The 16,734-nt window shown below is 53.3% G+C and carries 16 protein-coding genes and 1 pseudogene; 9 read left to right on the top strand and 8 right to left on the bottom strand.

All coding sequences use genetic code 11. The annotated features are described in order from the left end of the window. Positions 1–27: 27 nt before the first annotated feature. On the bottom strand, positions 28–654 hold the full coding sequence (locus AC4G46_RS18625; RefSeq protein WP_491124033.1) for a YczE/YyaS/YitT family protein: 627 nt from the start codon (positions 652–654) through the stop codon (positions 28–30). Then, entirely contained in the window at positions 651–1,097 is a 447-nt protein-coding gene (locus AC4G46_RS18620) for a GNAT family N-acetyltransferase (protein ID WP_491124032.1), read from the bottom strand. The genes AC4G46_RS18625 and AC4G46_RS18620 overlap by 4 nt, the downstream gene beginning before the upstream one ends. A 184-nt stretch (positions 1,098–1,281) precedes the next feature. Here AC4G46_RS18620 and AC4G46_RS18615 point away from each other — a divergent pair, with 184 nt between their 5' ends. From AC4G46_RS18615 to AC4G46_RS18595, 5 genes are all read left to right on the top strand, one after another. Next, a complete protein-coding gene (locus tag AC4G46_RS18615; protein ID WP_491124031.1) occupies positions 1,282–2,313 on the top strand; it encodes a CobW family GTP-binding protein in 1,032 nt (343 codons plus the stop codon). Between the two features lie 147 nt (positions 2,314–2,460). After that, positions 2,461–2,808, top strand: coding sequence for a four-helix bundle copper-binding protein (locus AC4G46_RS18610; RefSeq protein WP_491124030.1), 348 nt, complete (start codon positions 2,461–2,463; stop codon positions 2,806–2,808). A 201-nt stretch (positions 2,809–3,009) separates the two neighbouring features. Next, positions 3,010–3,933 (top strand): ATP-binding cassette domain-containing protein, encoded by a 924-nt coding sequence (locus AC4G46_RS18605; protein WP_491124029.1) that lies wholly within the window; start codon positions 3,010–3,012, stop codon positions 3,931–3,933. Next, entirely contained in the window at positions 3,930–4,640 is a 711-nt protein-coding gene (locus tag AC4G46_RS18600; protein ID WP_491124028.1) for a hypothetical protein, read from the top strand. The genes AC4G46_RS18605 and AC4G46_RS18600 overlap by 4 nt, the downstream gene beginning before the upstream one ends. A 38-nt stretch (positions 4,641–4,678) precedes the next feature. Further along, positions 4,679–5,146 (top strand): hypothetical protein, encoded by a 468-nt coding sequence (locus AC4G46_RS18595; RefSeq protein ID WP_491124027.1) that lies wholly within the window; start codon positions 4,679–4,681, stop codon positions 5,144–5,146. Positions 5,147–5,237: 91 nt separating this feature from the next. Here the strand turns inward: AC4G46_RS18595 and AC4G46_RS18590 are convergent, their stop codons facing one another. From AC4G46_RS18590 to AC4G46_RS18580, 3 genes are all read right to left on the bottom strand, one after another. Continuing rightward, on the bottom strand, positions 5,238–6,521 hold the full coding sequence (locus tag AC4G46_RS18590; RefSeq protein ID WP_491124026.1) for a winged helix-turn-helix domain-containing protein: 1,284 nt from the start codon (positions 6,519–6,521) through the stop codon (positions 5,238–5,240). Positions 6,522–6,634: 113 nt separating this feature from the next. After that, a complete protein-coding gene (locus AC4G46_RS18585; protein ID WP_491124025.1) occupies positions 6,635–8,716 on the bottom strand; it encodes an ABC transporter ATP-binding protein in 2,082 nt (693 codons plus the stop codon). 82 nt (positions 8,717–8,798) lie between these two features. Beyond that, positions 8,799–10,547 (bottom strand): ABC transporter ATP-binding protein, encoded by a 1,749-nt coding sequence (locus AC4G46_RS18580; RefSeq protein WP_491124024.1) that lies wholly within the window; start codon positions 10,545–10,547, stop codon positions 8,799–8,801. 526 nt (positions 10,548–11,073) lie between these two features. Between AC4G46_RS18580 and AC4G46_RS18575 the strand changes: the two genes are divergently transcribed. Beyond that, entirely contained in the window at positions 11,074–11,391 is a 318-nt protein-coding gene (locus AC4G46_RS18575) for a HesB/YadR/YfhF family protein (protein WP_491124023.1), read from the top strand. Between the two features lie 123 nt (positions 11,392–11,514). On the opposite strand, the gene AC4G46_RS18570 is transcribed toward AC4G46_RS18575, so the two are convergent. Continuing rightward, positions 11,515–12,030 (bottom strand): ADP-heptose synthase, encoded by a 516-nt coding sequence (locus tag AC4G46_RS18570; RefSeq protein WP_491124022.1) that lies wholly within the window; start codon positions 12,028–12,030, stop codon positions 11,515–11,517. 125 nt (positions 12,031–12,155) lie between these two features. On the opposite strand from AC4G46_RS18570, the pseudogene AC4G46_RS18565 reads away from it, so the two are divergent. The 3 genes and pseudogenes from AC4G46_RS18565 (at position 12,156) to AC4G46_RS18555 (ending at position 14,997) form a co-directional block, all read left to right on the top strand. After that, positions 12,156–13,904 (top strand): annotated as a pseudogene (locus AC4G46_RS18565) (ABC transporter ATP-binding protein). Positions 13,905–14,023: 119 nt separating this feature from the next. Then, positions 14,024–14,446: a MerR family transcriptional regulator gene (locus AC4G46_RS18560; RefSeq protein WP_491124021.1), complete on the top strand. Its 423-nt coding sequence runs from the start codon at positions 14,024–14,026 to the stop codon at positions 14,444–14,446. Then, entirely contained in the window at positions 14,443–14,997 is a 555-nt protein-coding gene (locus AC4G46_RS18555; protein WP_491124020.1) for a hypothetical protein, read from the top strand. Before AC4G46_RS18560 ends, AC4G46_RS18555 begins: the two co-directional genes overlap by 4 nt. A 123-nt stretch (positions 14,998–15,120) precedes the next feature. On the opposite strand, the gene AC4G46_RS18550 is transcribed toward AC4G46_RS18555, so the two are convergent. Together AC4G46_RS18550 and AC4G46_RS18545 are read right to left on the bottom strand one after the other, a co-directional pair. Continuing rightward, positions 15,121–15,564: a DUF441 domain-containing protein gene (locus AC4G46_RS18550; RefSeq protein WP_491124019.1), complete on the bottom strand. Its 444-nt coding sequence runs from the start codon at positions 15,562–15,564 to the stop codon at positions 15,121–15,123. A 19-nt stretch (positions 15,565–15,583) separates the two neighbouring features. Beyond that, positions 15,584–16,567, bottom strand: a complete 984-nt coding sequence (locus AC4G46_RS18545; protein WP_491124018.1) for a YpdA family putative bacillithiol disulfide reductase — start codon at positions 16,565–16,567, stop codon at positions 15,584–15,586. Positions 16,568–16,734 lie beyond the last annotated feature (167 nt).

The raw sequence follows: 16,734 nt of genomic DNA, 5'->3' as shown, positions 1-16,734 counted from the left end.
CTTCTTATTTACCCATAATACCAGTCTTTATAAGGGCTGTTCCAGTGAAATGCGGTTTAAGGCCTTCTCTGTAAGCGGCATAAAGAAATTAAGGATGAATCCGCCCAGACATACGGTGAGCAGGGTGCCGATCCCGATAGGCCCGTCAGAAATAAAGGCCACCAGCAGGAACACAAAATAAAGGAGTGTACGGGTAAAAAAGATGCTGCGGCCCGTCAGCTTTTGCAGCAATAGGGTTAGCCGGTCTAACGGGGAGGGGGCGAATTTGGCCTGCAGATACAAGGCCGTTCCCAATCCTGTGACGATTAAGCCTGACGCAAAGCAAACCAGTCTGCCGGCCGGCTGTCCGGGTTCAATCCAGTCATTAAGCAAGTACAGCCACACATCAATCCCGAGGCCGGTTACAAAAGCAGTCGCCAAACCTAATATTTCCGGTCTTTTTCCGGACAGCCAGGTGTTAAGCACCAGCAGCAGCATAGCGATCACGATTTCCCAGCTGCCCACGGTCAGGCCGATACTGCCGGAAAGGCCGACCAAGGTAGCGTCAAAAGGGGATGCGCCGAGGCCGGATTGTATGGTCAATGAAATGCCGAGCGTCAGTATTAATAATCCGCCGATGAACAGGAAGGCAGACGTTAGACGGGCTCTGTTCATATCTGTGAAGCGGAAATAGCTTTGGTCATTAAAAAGTGCGGGATGCCGTCTTCCATAAATTCTGCTGATGAGATCTGATAGCCAAGCTTCTCATAAAATCCTTTTGCCTGTGACTGCCCGTGCAGTTTGACCCCGGAATAACCGTTTTGAACGGCGATTTCCTCAAGTGTAGAAATGATTTGTTTGCCTATCCCGTATTTACGGAAGGGCGCCAGAATGCAAATCCGCTCCAGCTTCCCTTTCCCCTCAAAAGCGCGAATCCGCCCTGTGCCCACCGGCTGTCCGTCATAATAGGCCAGAACATGCTGGCACTGACCATCCAGTGTATCGAAATCATCAAATTCGTCAGCAAGCGGGACTCCCTGTTCCTCAACAAATACCTGCTTTCTGATCGAAAAAGCAGCTTCTAACTCCTCTGGCAGTGTAATGGCCTGTACGTTCATTCTTCTCCAACCCTTCTCATCTGAAATCATTAACAAAGTATATACAAAAATAATATTGTTGTAAATGCAATAAAAATATTTGGTCCAAAGCCGGCTTTAGGCGCTCTCCGCCGTGTATCTTGCTTGTATACTCAGACTGTAGTACACTCGCTACCATACGGAATCTTTGGGGGAGCGATGAAACATGGAACAACAGGCCTTGCCGGTTTATATATTATCCGGATTTCTCGGAAGCGGTAAAACAACGCTGCTGCAGCGGCTGCTGGATCACTGGAAAGGACAGAATCTGCGTCCTGCGGTGATTATGAATGAGCTGGGAGAAGTGAATCTGGACGGTCTGCTGGTTGAGCAGGAGGTTCCGATGGCTGAAATGCTGGGCGGGTGCATCTGCTGTACAAGCCGCGGTGATCTCAGTACAGAGCTGACTACACTGGTCAAAAAAGAAAAACCGGATGTTGTGGTGATTGAAGCTACAGGTGCCGCGAATCCGCTGGAAATTGTTGATGCGGTAACGGAAACTTCGCTGTACCAGCAGGTGGAGCTGAAGGGGCTGATTACGGTCGTTGATGCTGCGCATCTGCTGGAGCTGTACCGCTCGCAGCAGGGAGCCACCTATCGGCTGATGCAGGAGCAGATCCGCTGCGCATCCGTTCTGATTCTCAATAAGACGGATCGTATTACAGCAGAAGAAGCTGAAGAAATCTCAGCCATTTTACGGAAATGGAATGCATATGCCGAGATTTTGCCGGCTGTGCGCTGTGCCCTTGAACCGGAAGCTCTGCTCGGGGGTCTTGGCGGAGTGCATCTGGATGGAGATCGTGCGGATGCCGGGACTTCCGGAGGGGATGATGACATCAGCGGGCAAGGCGCCGGACAACAGGGCAAGGCTCACCATACCCATGACCATGTCATGGCGTACACCCATTACTTCAAAAATGCGGTGGACAGTGAAGCGTTCGAGCAGTTTGTAAAAGAGCTGCCGCGTGATGTATACCGTGCGAAGGGCATCGTTACGTTCAGTGACACTGCGAGCCGTTTTTTGTTCCAGTATGCCTACAGGGAAGCTGATTTTATGAAAATTACTCCGCAGGGAGAGGTGCCGGATGTAGCTGTCTTTATCGGCGAGCATTTCTCGTCAGGCGAGCTGCGTACCCGGCTGCTGCAGCTGGAAAAGCGCTACTTCGGCCGGCCGGCGGCAGTGAAGCGGAGCCTGTAACCGGATCTCCCGGCGGGTCCTCCGGAGCTGAGCGGCAAATTCCCGGGCCCCGGCAGACAGCCTGTTCAGCATTACGCTTGGTTCGTTCCTTTTCTTGCAGGTTAATACATAGGCATACCCTATACGAATTGCAGGAGGTTTAAGGCTATGACCCGAATCCAATATCAGGAATGCATCGATGCTTGTATTAAATGTATGAATGCCTGTAACTACAGCTACGTCTCCAGCCTGAAAGAATATGATCTGGCAGCGCTCCGTGAGAGCATCCGGCTTGACCGTGAATGTGCAGACATCTGTTCTTTTGCCGTTCAGGCGATGACCCGGCAAAGCCCGTTTGTCGTTGAAATCCTGCGTCTGTGCGCGGAGATCTGTGAACGCTGTGCCGATGAGAGCAGCCGGCATATGCAGACACACTGCAAGGATTGCATTGATGCCTGCCGCAGTGCCGCACTGGCCTGCCGCCTGATCAGCGGTGCTGTTGAAGTGTACGCCTAATCATCTTAAACTTGCTAAAACCAGGCCGCTCGCAGTCTCGCCTGCAGCGGATTCTGGTTTTTTTTGTATGTCCATTTGCAGGATTCCTTGTACCGGACAGGAAGGAAGACAGCGATAATCTGACGAATATTAGAGAGGATAGCAGATTCCGTCAGCGGGAGCTGCCCGGCTGGCAGTATTTTTGTAAGGAGAGATCATTGTATGAATCAACCCGATTCTTTGATCAGCTTGACCGGTGCCACCAAAATATATGGAGGGAGAGCCGTGCTGAATGAGGTCTCCCTCAGCATCGGGGCCGGAGCCGCTACAGCTCTGATCGGCCGCAACGGATCCGGCAAAAGCACACTGCTTGCCGTGCTGGCCGGGCTCCTGCAGCTCTCATCAGGCATCCTCAAGCGGTCATACCCTAAGCTCAGAATCGGCTATGCTCCCGAGGCTTTTACAGGAATGAAGCTTCCGGCGGAGCAGTATTTGCGTCATATGGGCAGGATAAGCGGAGTTCCCCCGGCTGAACTGGAGCGTCAGATCACAGAGCTGCTGGAGGCGTTTCATCTTCAGCCGTTCCGCAAGCAGCCGGTAATCAGCTATTCCAAGGGGATGCTGCAAAAGGTTAACCTGATCCAAAGCCTGCTCGGTGAACCCGAGCTGCTGCTGCTTGACGAGCCGTTATCCGGACTTGATCTTCCGGCTCAGCACATTCTGATCGACCGCCTGCAGGAACTGAAGCAGAGAGGTGCAGCGCTTGTATTCTCTGTACACGAACCGCTATGTGTGGAAGCGCTGGAAGCGGGAGTACATGTGCTTCAGGCAGGCCGGACACATATGATTACCAGTGCAGACAAGCTTAGAGAGAAGTCTTCCTCCTGTCTCGTATGCACGCCACTAGAGTATCATGAGCAGGGAATCATTACAGGCATGCCCGGCTTTGTTGCTGTACAGTCTGTCCATACCACCATAGCAGGAAAGTGTACAGAGTGGACTGTCGATACTGACTATGCAGATGATTTTTTGCGCTATATCCTCCAGCACGGCGGGTCGGTAATCTCTGTAGAGCACCGGAGCGGCCGTAATCGGCTTGAAGAATGGATGGACCCGAAACGCAGCGGGGAGGAGAATACCGGATGAAGCCGCTCATTGCCTATATGCTGAAAAGCTACACGAGCTCACAACGTTTTTTTGGGCCTGTTGCAGCCGTCGTGATATTACTGCTGTTTCTTTATACATACAAGCCAAACCCTGTAATGGGCAGCTATGCAGCGACCGGTGTGATTCTGTTCATCGGCTGCGCCTGGATGGGAATCAGCTTTCTTAACCATGAGCAGGCTGTGCAGCGGCAGGTCACAATCGTTCATCTGCGCAGCAGCATAAAGTACAGTCTGGGCGGCATACTGACGCTGGCTTTGCTTACAATGGCGCTTGCATTGCTCATGGTGGTTTATCCTCTCTTGACCGGGAGCTTTGCTGAGCCTGCCGGATTGTACCGGATGACGGTGGCATTCGCCGGACATCTGCTGCTGGGCATGCTCGGAGTCTCCATTTCACTGTTTCTGCAGGCTTCATGGGTTCCCAAGAGCAGCTATGCCGCCGGCCTGCTCCTGATCATCCTGATTTTGTCCATTAGCGGCCTGAAGCTGGCTGAACTCATTCCCGGCCCGGTTGTGCCGGTGCTGCTGCCTCCTGCGGCGCTGTTAATGAATGCGCTGATGAAGACGGATGAATGGTCAATGCCAGCGGTGCTGGGGACATTTGCCCATGCGCTAATTTACATATTGCTGCTCAGCGGAGTGTATTTGTACCGCTCCGGACGCATGGATTATGGCAGGCATTTATGAGAGAATAGATCAATAAAGAGAGAACAGCGGGAGGAAAGATGAAGGATACACAAATACCGGAGAGTGAACACTCCAAAGAGTTATTTGCTTATTTCGGACTGGCAGTCTATTATTGTCAGGCTTTGGAACAGCAACTGACCAATCTGCTGCTGCTCACAAAGCTATCTCAAGGGAAAACGCCTACAGAAGCAGATCTAGCTGATTTGTATCAGCGCAAACTCAGCAATTCACTCGGCCAGCTCATCAAAGAAATCCAGCATCATTTTCCCTTCTCGGAAGAAGAGACGAATCAGCTGCAGGCTGTATGGAAGCAGCGTAATCATATTGTCCATGATTATTTCAAGGAGCGCATCCAGGAGACCTTTACTCCGGCAGGCAGGGCGCATATGATCCGCGAGCTGAAACGGTTCAAGAATAAGGCCAGCAGACTGGAAATCAAGCTGCAGGAATACTGCACTGAAATGTATGCCAAGCTGGGGCTGGAAGAGGAGCGGTTCATTGAATAGAACAGGCGGGCAAGGCTATCAGTAAAGACTCACAATACACAGCATCAACTGTGTATTGTGAGTCTTTTGCGGTTGTTATGATACTCATATATTAATCTGTCATGTTATGGCAGAGATTGTGGACAGCCTCCTCCAGCAGCCCGAGTCCGCCTGTCCGGACGGTCTCGGGAGCAAAGGCGACGCTGCCGGCTCTGTTGCAGCGGGCCAGGCTGGCGACTGCACCGGCAAGCGCCGGGATCATTGCGGCGGTCAGGGCTTCGCCGGGCTCCCACCACCAGCGGAGTATGTTCAGGACTCCGGTTTTCTTGTTCATAACCGGCTCCAGCCGGGCAATAAACCGGTCGCCGTAAAGGAGAGGCAGTACATAATAGCCAAATTCCCGCTCTGCTGCAGGCTTGTACACCTCCCAGCGGTACTGGAAGCCAAACAGCTGGCGGATCAGTTCCCTGTCCCACAGGAGATTATCGAGCGGAGCGAGCACAGCGGCGAATCCGCCGTGATCCGCAGCCTCCGCAGAACCGCCCCCGTCCGAAGCATCCTCGGCCAGCACGGCCTCAAGTCCGGGAGCATCCGCCGTCCGCATATACAGCGGCAGCTTCACATCCTCTACACGTACCTCACGGATGCTGTCATTTCGCAGCAGCCGTTCCACAGCAGCCGTTCTTTCCTTGCTCTTTAACCCGGAAATGCCCAGCCAGCCGTCACCGGATTTGTTCCACTGCAGGCCCAGGCTGCCGATCCGCCGCAGCACATACCAGTCGTGGTACTGCTCCTCCAGCGGGTTCGGCTCCCCGGCACGAAGCAGATGCTCCGGCAGGAGCCTGGCCGTGAAATCGTAACAACGGCGGGTATGCACCCGGTGGTGGACGGACACTTCACCCCGGAAATACATCGTCTCCAGCGCAGCGCGGGTCACTCTGGCCGGAGCCCAGGCCCAGTTCATCTTCTCCTTGCCTTCCAGATCAAGCGAGGAGAGGGGACCGCGGGCTTCAAGGGCTTCCCGCACCTGCTCCATCGTCTGCAGGAGCAGCTCGTCGCCATTATGTCTTGCTGCTGCAGCCTCCCGACGGCGGCTGAAATACGGCCAGTCCTCTGTGCAATAGATGGACATGTTCTTATCCCAGCCGTCAATCAGCAGCCGGTCCGTGTACAGGAGCTCATTTGCCATGACGGGAACAAAATCCGGAATCCGCGCCTGGAGCACCAGCTCGTGATTGTGTCCGGCAATGCTGAGCGGGTCATACTGGATGCAGCCGACATGGCGGACATACTGAAAAACCCCTGTTTTTCCGCCCGGCAGCATACCGGGAACGAGTCTTTGGTGCTGCAGCAGAAACCGTCTGGCCTGCTGCTTGCTGAGTGAATAGGTAATCATGGTTACCACCCCGTTCTTATGTATTATTTTTCATTATATAGAACGGATGTTCTGCGTTCAAGTATAGAAAACCCCTGGCAGCCTAAGCGCCGCCAGGGGTCGTATTTAACTCTTTAGCTGTGCTTCAGCGAAGGCTGCAGTACAGCTGCAGGCTTAGCCGGCGCTTCAGCATCAGCAGCCTGTGCAGCACCAGCTCCAAGCTGCAGCTGGTACATCCGGTAGTAGCGGCCTTCCAGCGCCATCAGCTCCTCGTGGCTGCCGCGCTCCACAATCTCGCCGTGATGCAGCACCAGAATCTGGTCGGCACTGCGGATCGTCGATAAGCGGTGGGCGATGATGAAGGTAGTCCGGCCTTTCTTCAGCACCTCCAGCGCTTCCTGGATAAGGCTCTCGGTCTCCGTATCAATATTGGAGGTCGCTTCATCCAGAATGAGAATCGCCGGATCGAACGAGAGCGCCCGGGCGAAGGAGATCAGCTGGCGTTGTCCGGCGGACAGCGTGCTGCCTTTTTCCACTACCGGCTCGTCGAAGCCCTGCGGCAGGTGGGCCAGCAGCTTATCCGCGCCTACTTCACGCAGCGCGCGTTCCACCCGTTCCCGGCTGATCCGTTCGTCGCCAAGACTGACGTTGGAGGCGATGGTGCCAGTGAAGAGGTAAGGGTCCTGCAGCACAATTCCCATATGGCTGCGCAGCCACTGCTTGGGAATGGAGGTGACCTCCTGGCCGTCAATCGTAATGCTGCCGCGCTGCGGGTCATAGAAGCGGAACAGCAGATTGATGATCGAGCTTTTGCCCGAGCCAGTGTGCCCGACCAGAGCTACGGTCTCGCCCGGACGCGCCTCGAAGGAAATGTCCTTCAGCACGAAATCTTTTTTGTAGGCAAAGGATACGTTGTTGAATTCGACCTTGCCCTTATAACGCGGCATTGATCCGTCGGTTACCGGTTCTCCCGGTTCATCCATCAGGGTAAAGACACGGCCTGCGGAGACCATCGAGCTGTCCAGATTCGCGAGCTGGTTGACCATACCGGTAATCGGCTGGAACATCCGTCCCAGTACATCAACAAAAGCATACAGCACGCCCAGAGATACAAAGGTCGATCCGCCAAGGCTGCCGAAGCCGAAGTACCACAGCACCAGCACAAACGAGAGGTTACGCAGCGTATTCACCAGATTGTGTGAGGTGAGCGCGTTCAGGTTAAGCATTTTGTTCTGATACTTCATATAATCGTCGTTCAGATGCTCGAATTCGGCGCGGCTCTGTTTCTGGCGGCGGAAAATCCGGATGATCGACATCCCCTGGATGGATTCATTAATAATGGCGTTGATCTCACTAAGACGCGAGCGGATGATGGTATTGTATTTGGTCGCCACCTTCCGGTACAGCACGATCCAGAGAACGATAATCGGCACGATGAACAAGCTGATCAGGCCAAGCTTCACATCGAGCAGGAACAGCGCAATGTACACACCGGTGATATTGATGATCCCTGTAAAAAAGTTGGACAGCACGGCAATGAACAGATCCTTGACGGCTTCTGTATCATTGGTGACCCGGGAGACGACCTTGCCCGCAGGCAGATTGTCAAAAAAGTGCACCGGCAGCCGCTGGATATGTGCGTATACATCGGTCCGCAGCTTGCGGATGACCTGGTTGGCTGATGACTGCAACCAGTAGGTTTTGCCGAATTCGGCCAGAATTGAGATCACGAGGAAGATGGCATACAGTCCTACCAGCTCATAAATCCCGGGAAATTCAGGCTTGTAAAAAGCAAACACTTCATCCGCGGACAGCTTCACGGCAGGGTAAGCGGTGATTTGATCCCCGTATTTGATCTCCAGCATCCCGTCCTTAAAAGTCCGTTCGCCTTCAGCCTGGGCAACTGCTTCATTAATGAAATAGAAGCTTCTGCCTGACTGCAGCAGCCGGATCTCCTGGCCCTTGGCTTCACCCTCGGCAAAGCGGTCGCCGCGTTTGTAATAATTGTTGTTATATTCAGCGGCCTCATCGGAGGACGCCGTCTGGAAGTAGGGCTGCTCGATGCCGAGCAGATGGTTGTCGATCATATTTTTGGCGATAAAAGGGCCCGCCAGCTCGGCGGCCACGCCGATGGTCAGCAGCAGAAGGGCTGCGATAAAGGTTTTTTTGGCAGTCAGTGCATACTGCAGCAGGCGTTTGCCTGTACTCTGTGTCAACGGTGACACCTCCTAAAGGGTTGTTAAGTCCCGGTTAAAATATCTGGTTTAAAATAATGGATAAGTCAAACGGCATCCGCGGTTATTCCCCGCTCAGGTTGTTCTCCACCTGCTGGCGGTCAAACTGCTCACGGTACCAGCCGTTCATCTCCAGCAATTCCTGGTGAGTCCCGCGCTCAATAATATGCCCGTTATCCAGCACCAGAATCAAATCGGCGTGCTCGACGGCGGAGAGGCGGTGGGTGGAGATCAGGGTCGTTTTGCCGGCGCGCGCCTCGCGGATATTCTCAATGATCCGGGCTTCGGTGCGAGCGTCAACAGCGGAGAGCGCATCGTCGAGAATCAGGATATCCGGGTTCGCGATAAAAGCTCTGGAGATCGAAACACGCTGCTTCTGGCCCCCAGAGAGCGAGACGCCGCGTTCGCCGACCATCGTATCAAGTCCGTCGGACAAGGTGCCGAGGTCGTTCTGGAACGCTGCAGCCGTAATGGCCTGCATGATCCGCTCATCACTGGCCTTGTCATAGCCGAACTGGATGTTCTCGCGCACGGATTTGGAGAACAGAATCTGCTCCTGCGGAACGTAGCCCATCCAGCTGTGCAGCTTGTCGAGAGCAATGCTCTCAATCGGAACATCTGCAATCTGGATATCACCTTTGCCGGTCGGGTATTCATGAAGCAGCTGCTTCAGCAGCGTGGATTTGCCGCTGCCGGTGCGTCCGACTACCCCCAGCGTCTGGCCCTGGGACAGGGAGAAGCTGACTCCGCTCAGATTATCAATGGTGGAGGTAGGATAACGGAACGTTACATCCTTGAAATCGATCCGGGTTGGCTGGGCTACCGCTACCGGGCTGGCCACATCCGCTACATCCGGGCGGGTATTCGTTGTTTCGTCGATCCGCTCCAGCGAAGCGCCGCCGCGCTGCATGATGTTGATCAGCTCACCGATGGCGAACATCGGCCAGACGATCATCCCCAGGTACATATTAAAGGAGACCAGGTCGCCCAGCGTAATCTGATTACGGAATACGAGATAAATTCCATATGTAAGTGCAATGATATAGCTGAGGCCTACACAGAAACGGATGGTCGGTTCAAAAAAGGCATCTACACGCGCAACCGCCATATTTTTGCGGTACACATCTTCAGTAATGTCGGCAAAACGCTTCTCGTCCAGCCGCTCCTGCACATAAGCACGGATGACGCGAATACCGGATACGGATTCCAGCACCTGGTCATTCATATCCCCGAAAGCATCCTGGGCCAGACTGTAACGGTCGTGAATCGCTTTGCCGTAGAAAATCATTGCGATTGCAATCAATGGCAGCGGCAGCACCGCAGCAAGCGTCAGCTTCCAGCTGACCAGAAAGCCCATTGCCAGCAGGACGACACTCAGATAGACAGTGGAGTCCACAAGCGTCAGCATTCCGAAGCCTACGGTGGTGGCCACGGCGCGGATATCATTGGTAGCGCGGGCCATCAGGTCGCCGGTGCGGTTTTTTTCAAAGAAAGAGGGGGTCATGGTCAACAAATGGTTCATGAACCGGGAACGCAGCAGCCGCTCGACCAGATTGGAGCCGCCGAACAGCTTATGCATCCAGACATAAGTAATCCAGTAAATAATCAGCATCATCACGGTGATTGCACCGATGTACTTCAGCAGCGACCCTGTGGTGATGGAGCCGCGGACAATTTCATCGATGGCGTTGCCAAGCAGACGGGGCGGCAGCAGCTCTAATACACCTACTACAATTAGCAAAATCAGGCCGATAGAATAGCGCCTTTTCTCCCGGCGGAAAAACCAGCCGAGATCACGGAGTACGGAGAACAAGGGGAATCCCTTCCTTTCGTGTTTGGGGTGTCGTTGTCGGTTTGTGAATGTGTCTTAGAATGATGATGAAAATAGCGGATGTCTATTAACAGCATGCAAAAAGGCATACCCTCCGTTAAACGGATGATATGCCTGTAAGATACAGTGATAATCATGTCCACGGTGCTTTATAGCAGCACAGAAGACATGGAAGAGACTTGCCTGGCTAAATTCAGGTACGGTGGATGTACTTGATTCAGCAGGTTTCCACTATTCGGGCTGCTTCGGTATAAGGTTGTGTATAGTCGCCGACAAAAAAGTTATAATCAACTGGTACAATGGTCAACACCGAAATCACCCTTTCACTCATTTTTGGTAATTACTTCAAGACGCTTCGTATGTTCAGAGTTTATCATCAGTATCTGAACAATGTCAAATAGAATTTTGAACAATTTGCGAAGACGGAGTATCATAGATAAGGAACGGCTGATTTGGAATACCGCCGGCTTATAGTATGATAAAAAGAAACGGAGGTGCACTAACAGAAATGGATATGACAATTAGTCCGGAAGCTGCGTCATGGTTCAAGAAGGAGCTTAATCTGCAGGCCGGGGATTCTATTCGTTTATTTCCGCGTTACAGCTCGGGCGGGGGACTGCATCCCGGATTTTCACTGGGTATTGCTACGGAACCACCCGCGCGTCCTGCAGTAAAGGCGGAGCAGGGAGGTCTTATTTTTTATATGGAGGAGCAGGATCTCTGGTATATGGAGGGTTACAGCCTGTCCATTATCCATGTGGCCGCTGAGGACGATATCGAGTATGTGTATCAGCCGCTGAGCGCGGCCGGTCAGGCTAAGGAGTAGCCTTGGCTGCCTGAAGCGGGCTGGCTGAAGCCGGCTGCAGTCTGAAGGGCAGCCTGCACAAAAAGCCCCTGCCGGGCGGCAGGGGCTTTTTGTGCAGTGGCGGGTAAGTATGAGATAACCGCTTTAGTGCGAGCTGCGGAAGGTCTCTTCCTCCATCGCAAACTCAAAATCATCGATGTCATACACCTGTACCGGGATTCCGCCTTCGATGATCCGCTGGATCAGCTCGAACTGGTCGGTCAGGACGGGGACCTTTTCCCGTACGGAGGTCAGCAGCAGCTCTGTCTCAATCGGATCAAAGGCTTCCCCGTAGGCTGCGTTGTCAACGCTGTTGATAATCGTAACCTGCGCCCGTTCACCAAGCAGAATGCCGGAGCTCTTCGCCCAGGGTACGGACAGGCAGCGGTTGATCTTCTTGGAATTGAGCGGCTCCTCGAAATAGGCAATCAGCTCACGTATTTTGCTTTTGACATGCTGGTCATCGTCGGCCCGGTTCATCAGTGGCTCATCACTGTCCCGCAGCTCGTATAGTTCCATAACGGTCGTGTAGGGCACGATATATTCCACAGGGCTTTGCGGTACGAGAAGCTGGCCGTAGATGGCCATCATGACCGCTTCCGTCACAAATTGTCTAGACATCATTATCCTCCTGAAGTTCCGGTACTGCACTCGCACTTATGTACCTAAGAAATATAAAAACACTGTAAGCCTCAAATGTCAACAGTACCCAGAGCGGTATAAAAAAAGAAAGGGCGTAACGTTCTGTGAAGCAATGGAAAGCGTATTATACCTTTGTCCGGCCTTATATGAAATGGATTGTGCTGACGCTCGTTATCGGCATGATCAAGTTCAGCATACCGCTGACTCTGCCGATGATTTTGAAATATGTGGTCGATGATCTGCTGACACCCTCAGCGCTGACTGCGGCGGAACGGATATCAAAGCTGTTTTATGTACTTGGCGGCGCATTTTAGCTGTTTGTTGTAATCAGGGGGCCGGTGGAGTACTACCGCCAATATTTTGCCCAGCTGATAACGAGCAAAGTGCTCTTCGATATGCGCAACAAGCTGTACAGCCATCTGCAGCGCCTGTCCCTGCGGTATTATCAGAATACGAAGGTGGGCGAAGCGATCTCCAGGTTCATCAACGATGTGGAGCAGTCCAAAAACCTGGTCGAGGTCGGGATGATGAACGTCTGGCTCGATATGTTCACGCTGATTTTTGCGCTGGGGTTCATGTTCTATCTCAATCCGGTGCTGGCACTCGTCTCGATTGCAGTTCTGCCGCTGTACGGTATTGCCGTTAACACACTTTACAAGCGTCTAAAAGTACTGACCAAAGACAGGTCACAGGCGCTGGCTGCCATACAGGGCTATCTCCATGAACGGATTCAGGGAATTGCCATCATCCGCAGCTTTACAATGGAAAAGGTCGATCAGAAGCAGTTCGAGGGCATCAACGGCAAGTTTCTGGAAAAAGCGCTGGCTCATACCCGCTGGAACGCGGTTACCTTCGCCATTATTAATACCTTGACCGATCTGGCCCCGCTGCTCGTAATCGGGTACGGCGGCTATGAGGTCATCCGCGGTAATCTGACGCTCGGTACCTTTGTTGCTTTTTTCGGCTACCTGGACCGGATGTATGCGCCGCTGCGGCGGCTGATCAACTCCTCCACCGTATTGACCCAGGCTTCTGCTTCGCTGGAGCGGGTTATGGAGCTGCTGGATGAGCCTTACGATATTGCTGACCGTCCCGGTGCAAAGCCGCTTCAGGATGCGGCCGGAGCCATCGAATTTGACCATGTGTGGTTTAAGTACAGGGAAGAGAACGAATGGGTGCTGAAGGAGATAAACCTCAGCATCAGCCCGGGACAAACCGTTGCTTTTGTCGGTATGAGCGGGGGCGGTAAATCTTCCCTCATCAGCCTGATTCCGCGTTTCTATGACATCAGTGAAGGGCGCCTGCTCATGGACGGACAGGACATCCGCGGACTGACCCAGGAGAGCCTGCGGCGGACGGTAGGCATGGTCCTGCAGGATAACTTCCTGTTCAGCGGCTCGGTGCGTGACAATATTCTGTTCGGCAACCCGGATGCCGGCGAGCCGGAGGTTATTGCCGCTGCGCAGGCTGCGAATGCCCATGATTTCATCATGCAGCTGCCTGAGGGGTATGACACCGAGGTCGGTGAGCGCGGAGTGAAGCTCTCAGGCGGCCAGAAGCAGCGCGTAGCGATTGCCAGGGTCTTCCTCAAAGATCCGAAGGTGCTTATTCTGGATGAGGCCACGTCTGCGCTGGATCTGGAGTCAGAGCATCTCATACAGCAGTCTCTGCAATCACTGTCCTCAGAGCGCACGACGCTGATTGTCGCCCACCGTTTGTCCACTATCACTCATGCGGACCAGATTATCGTGCTGGAAAACGGTGAGATTACCGAGCGCGGCACTCATGAAGAGCTTATGCTGCAGGATGGCAGCTATGCCCGTCTGTTTAATGTGCAGCGGCTGGATGGATAGATAAACTTTATTAACGGTTTCCTTCACAGAGGAAGCCGTTTTTTTTTGCATTCGTTTATTAGTTACAGTAAACTGTAACTGAGACACTTAACTGTTTCTATATATGTCTGGAGGCTGGAATGATGAATACTTACACCGGCAAACAGCTGGCTGAGCTGGTACAGCAGGAAGCTCCTGATATGAATCTGCGGACCGTGCGTTATTATACACAGATTGGCCTGCTCCCGCCGCTCGAGCTGTCGGGCAACAAACGGGTCTATACCGACAGACATTACAGGCATCTCAGGGCTATTCTGGCTTTGTCCAGAAGCGGAGAGACGCTGGCCGATATCCAGCTTAAACTGGCAGACATGCCGGAAGACGAGATAGCTAAGCTTGGCGAACGGCTGAAGTTTTTGCAGCCGGAACAGCTTCTGTCCGGGGACACGCTGGTAGTCAGCGAGGATGTGATGCTGACGGTCAGCCCGCGGATTTCAGCAGAGCTGAGACTGGAGCTTCAAGATACGATTACCCGGATGCTGAAGGAGGGAGAGCGAGGATGATAACAGCGCGGCTGGCGAAACCGGTGCTTGAGCATGAGGAAGGGCTGAACCATCTGCTTATTCAAATCCATCCGCCAGAAAAGTCTGATCATGCTGTAGTCAGGCTTGTTATGCCGGAAGGAATTCAAGCGGGGGAGGCTTACGGGGAGTTTGAGGGAGACGGCTCAGGCGAAATGCTTCTGCATTCAAAGGACAGGATGAACGAGCTGCTGGTGGAGATTTATACCAGCGAAGCTATCCCCTGCGGGCAAATAAGCTTATGTGTAGTGGTGAAGTACACAGATCTCCAAGGGAATGTAGAGAGCGAACAGCTTGCTGTTCAGCTGATGATTGCAGAAGCGGACAGTGCAGAAATAGAGGAGCCGGAGCTTGATAAGGAGGTCGTTAATAAGGTTAAGGCATTAGCAGGGCCTGCGGGTGCAGCAGCGCGCACTGGTTCAGCCGGTAACGGATTCCTAGATTGTACGCCGAAGAAGAGAATAACCTTTGATCCGCATTACCGTTCCGAACTGGAGAAGCAGTATCGTGTAGACGGAGGCGGCGCCTTTTAAGGCAGAGAGTGATGAATAAACGCTCCTGGCACCGGCCTCAGAGCAACATATAAAGGCTGGCATCACCCGCATATTCCTGCGGATGATGCCAGCCTATTCATGCGGCGGAGTACGGCAAAGAGATTATCCCCTCCCGATAATCAAAGACAGAAGGCCCGCGGCAATCAGCGGACCGACCGGAACGCCCTTGAACAGGGCGACGCCAAGCACAGTGCCGATCAAAAGGCCGGCGACAACCGTCGGCTGGCTGCCCATCAGCACGGCGCCGCGGCCGCCGAGATAAGCAACCAGCATGCCGATGGCGATGGCGGCCAGCGATTTCCAGTGGAAGAAGGACTGCCAGACCGTGTTCAGCGAGATTTTGCCGCTGGCCAGCGGGGTCATCACCCCGATGGTCAGGATGATGATACCGAGCGTCAGGCCGTGCTTTTCCAGCCACGGAAATGTCTGCTGCAGTCCCAGTACCCTGAGGAGCAGCAGTACAACCATAGCGATAGTAACCGGCGAATTGCTGCTGATAATGCCAAGCGCGGCCAGGCCAAGCAACAGCAGGGAGGTGAAATCCATGTAGACGGCACTCCTTGTCTTATTTGAGCTTTTGTGAAACGATATGGTCGGCAATCAGCTTGCCGTGACCGCGTCCGGTCTCGATGAATACCTCATTGGCATTGCGGCCGGAGGCGATAACCCCTGCTACATAGAGGCCCGGTATATTGCTCTCCATCGTTGATGGGTTGAATGACGGCTTGTCCAGCTCATCGTCCATCAGCACACCTGCGGATGACAGCAGTGCCCTGCTCGGACGGAAACCGGTCATCGCCAGCACAAAGTCATTGTTCAGCTCGCTAGACTCCCCGCTGTGCCGGGTTACGATGACCGAGGATGGCGTAATCTCAGTGACCCGTGATTCCAGATGCAGGGTTATTTTACCTTTGGTGACCATGCTTTCAAAAATAGGACGCACCCACGGCTTGATATTGTCGGAAATGCTTGCCCCGCGGTAGACCATATCTACAGAGGCACCGACACGGATCAGCTCCAGTGCCGCGTCCACTGCGGAATTGCTTCCCCCGATAACGGTTACCCTCATCCCGGTATACGGATGGGCCTCGCCGAAGTAATGCGTAACCTTAGGCAGTTCTTCCCCCGGAATGCCGATCATATTCGGCTGGTCGAAATAGCCGGTCGAAATAACGACATGTGCAGCCTGCCGGCTCTGGCTTTCTCCGCGTTTGTTGACAGTATGTACAGTAAAGCTGCCGTCTTCATTCCGCTGCACGCTCAGCGCTTCTTCATACGCTGCAATCTCAAGACCGTGCTGCTCTGCTGCCCGCCGGTAATAGACCAGGGCTTCATGCCGAAACGGTTTGTCATTGGGTGAGGTGAAGGGAATACCGCCAATTTCCAGCAGCGCGGTTGTACTAAAGAACTGCATGCTGGTCGGGTACAGATAAATGGAGTGCACTATAAAATTTTTCTCAATAATCAGGCTCGACAGCCCCTGGCGCTGGCATTCGATTGCCGCTGACAGCCCGCAGGGACCGGCGCCGATAATAATAACGTCTTTCATAATGACTTGCGACCTCCTGATGGATAAGTTCTGTCTCTAAATGTTACCTTAATTTTTAATTTAACGCCAATCCCTGCGTAAAAGATCAGCTGCTGCGGTTGCCGGATATCCTCAAATTTGATATAATTAGATATATATCTAAACATTATTCCTTTTCATCCCAGCTT

Source organism: Paenibacillus sp. fava2 (genome assembly GCF_058313675.1).
This window is presented reverse-complemented; position numbering and strand designations above follow the sequence as displayed.

Excerpts from the sequence above, each read along its gene's own strand:
- AC4G46_RS18625 (WP_491124033.1), bottom strand. The coding sequence starts at position 654 with ATGAACAGAGCCCGTCTAACGTCTGCCTTCCTGTTCATCGGCGGATTA.
- AC4G46_RS18620 (WP_491124032.1), bottom strand. The coding sequence starts at position 1,097 with ATGAACGTACAGGCCATTACACTGCCAGAGGAGTTAGAAGCTGCTTTT.
- AC4G46_RS18615 (WP_491124031.1), top strand. The coding sequence starts at position 1,282 with ATGGAACAACAGGCCTTGCCGGTTTATATATTATCCGGATTTCTCGGA.
- AC4G46_RS18610 (WP_491124030.1), top strand. The coding sequence starts at position 2,461 with ATGACCCGAATCCAATATCAGGAATGCATCGATGCTTGTATTAAATGT.
- AC4G46_RS18605 (WP_491124029.1), top strand. The coding sequence starts at position 3,010 with ATGAATCAACCCGATTCTTTGATCAGCTTGACCGGTGCCACCAAAATA.
- AC4G46_RS18600 (WP_491124028.1), top strand. The coding sequence starts at position 3,930 with ATGAAGCCGCTCATTGCCTATATGCTGAAAAGCTACACGAGCTCACAA.
- AC4G46_RS18595 (WP_491124027.1), top strand. The coding sequence starts at position 4,679 with ATGAAGGATACACAAATACCGGAGAGTGAACACTCCAAAGAGTTATTT.
- AC4G46_RS18590 (WP_491124026.1), bottom strand. The coding sequence starts at position 6,521 with ATGATTACCTATTCACTCAGCAAGCAGCAGGCCAGACGGTTTCTGCTG.
- AC4G46_RS18575 (WP_491124023.1), top strand. The coding sequence starts at position 11,074 with ATGGATATGACAATTAGTCCGGAAGCTGCGTCATGGTTCAAGAAGGAG.
- AC4G46_RS18570 (WP_491124022.1), bottom strand. The coding sequence starts at position 12,030 with ATGTCTAGACAATTTGTGACGGAAGCGGTCATGATGGCCATCTACGGC.
- AC4G46_RS18560 (WP_491124021.1), top strand. The coding sequence starts at position 14,024 with ATGATGAATACTTACACCGGCAAACAGCTGGCTGAGCTGGTACAGCAG.
- AC4G46_RS18555 (WP_491124020.1), top strand. The coding sequence starts at position 14,443 with ATGATAACAGCGCGGCTGGCGAAACCGGTGCTTGAGCATGAGGAAGGG.
- AC4G46_RS18550 (WP_491124019.1), bottom strand. The coding sequence starts at position 15,564 with ATGGATTTCACCTCCCTGCTGTTGCTTGGCCTGGCCGCGCTTGGCATT.
- AC4G46_RS18545 (WP_491124018.1), bottom strand. The coding sequence starts at position 16,567 with ATGAAAGACGTTATTATTATCGGCGCCGGTCCCTGCGGGCTGTCAGCG.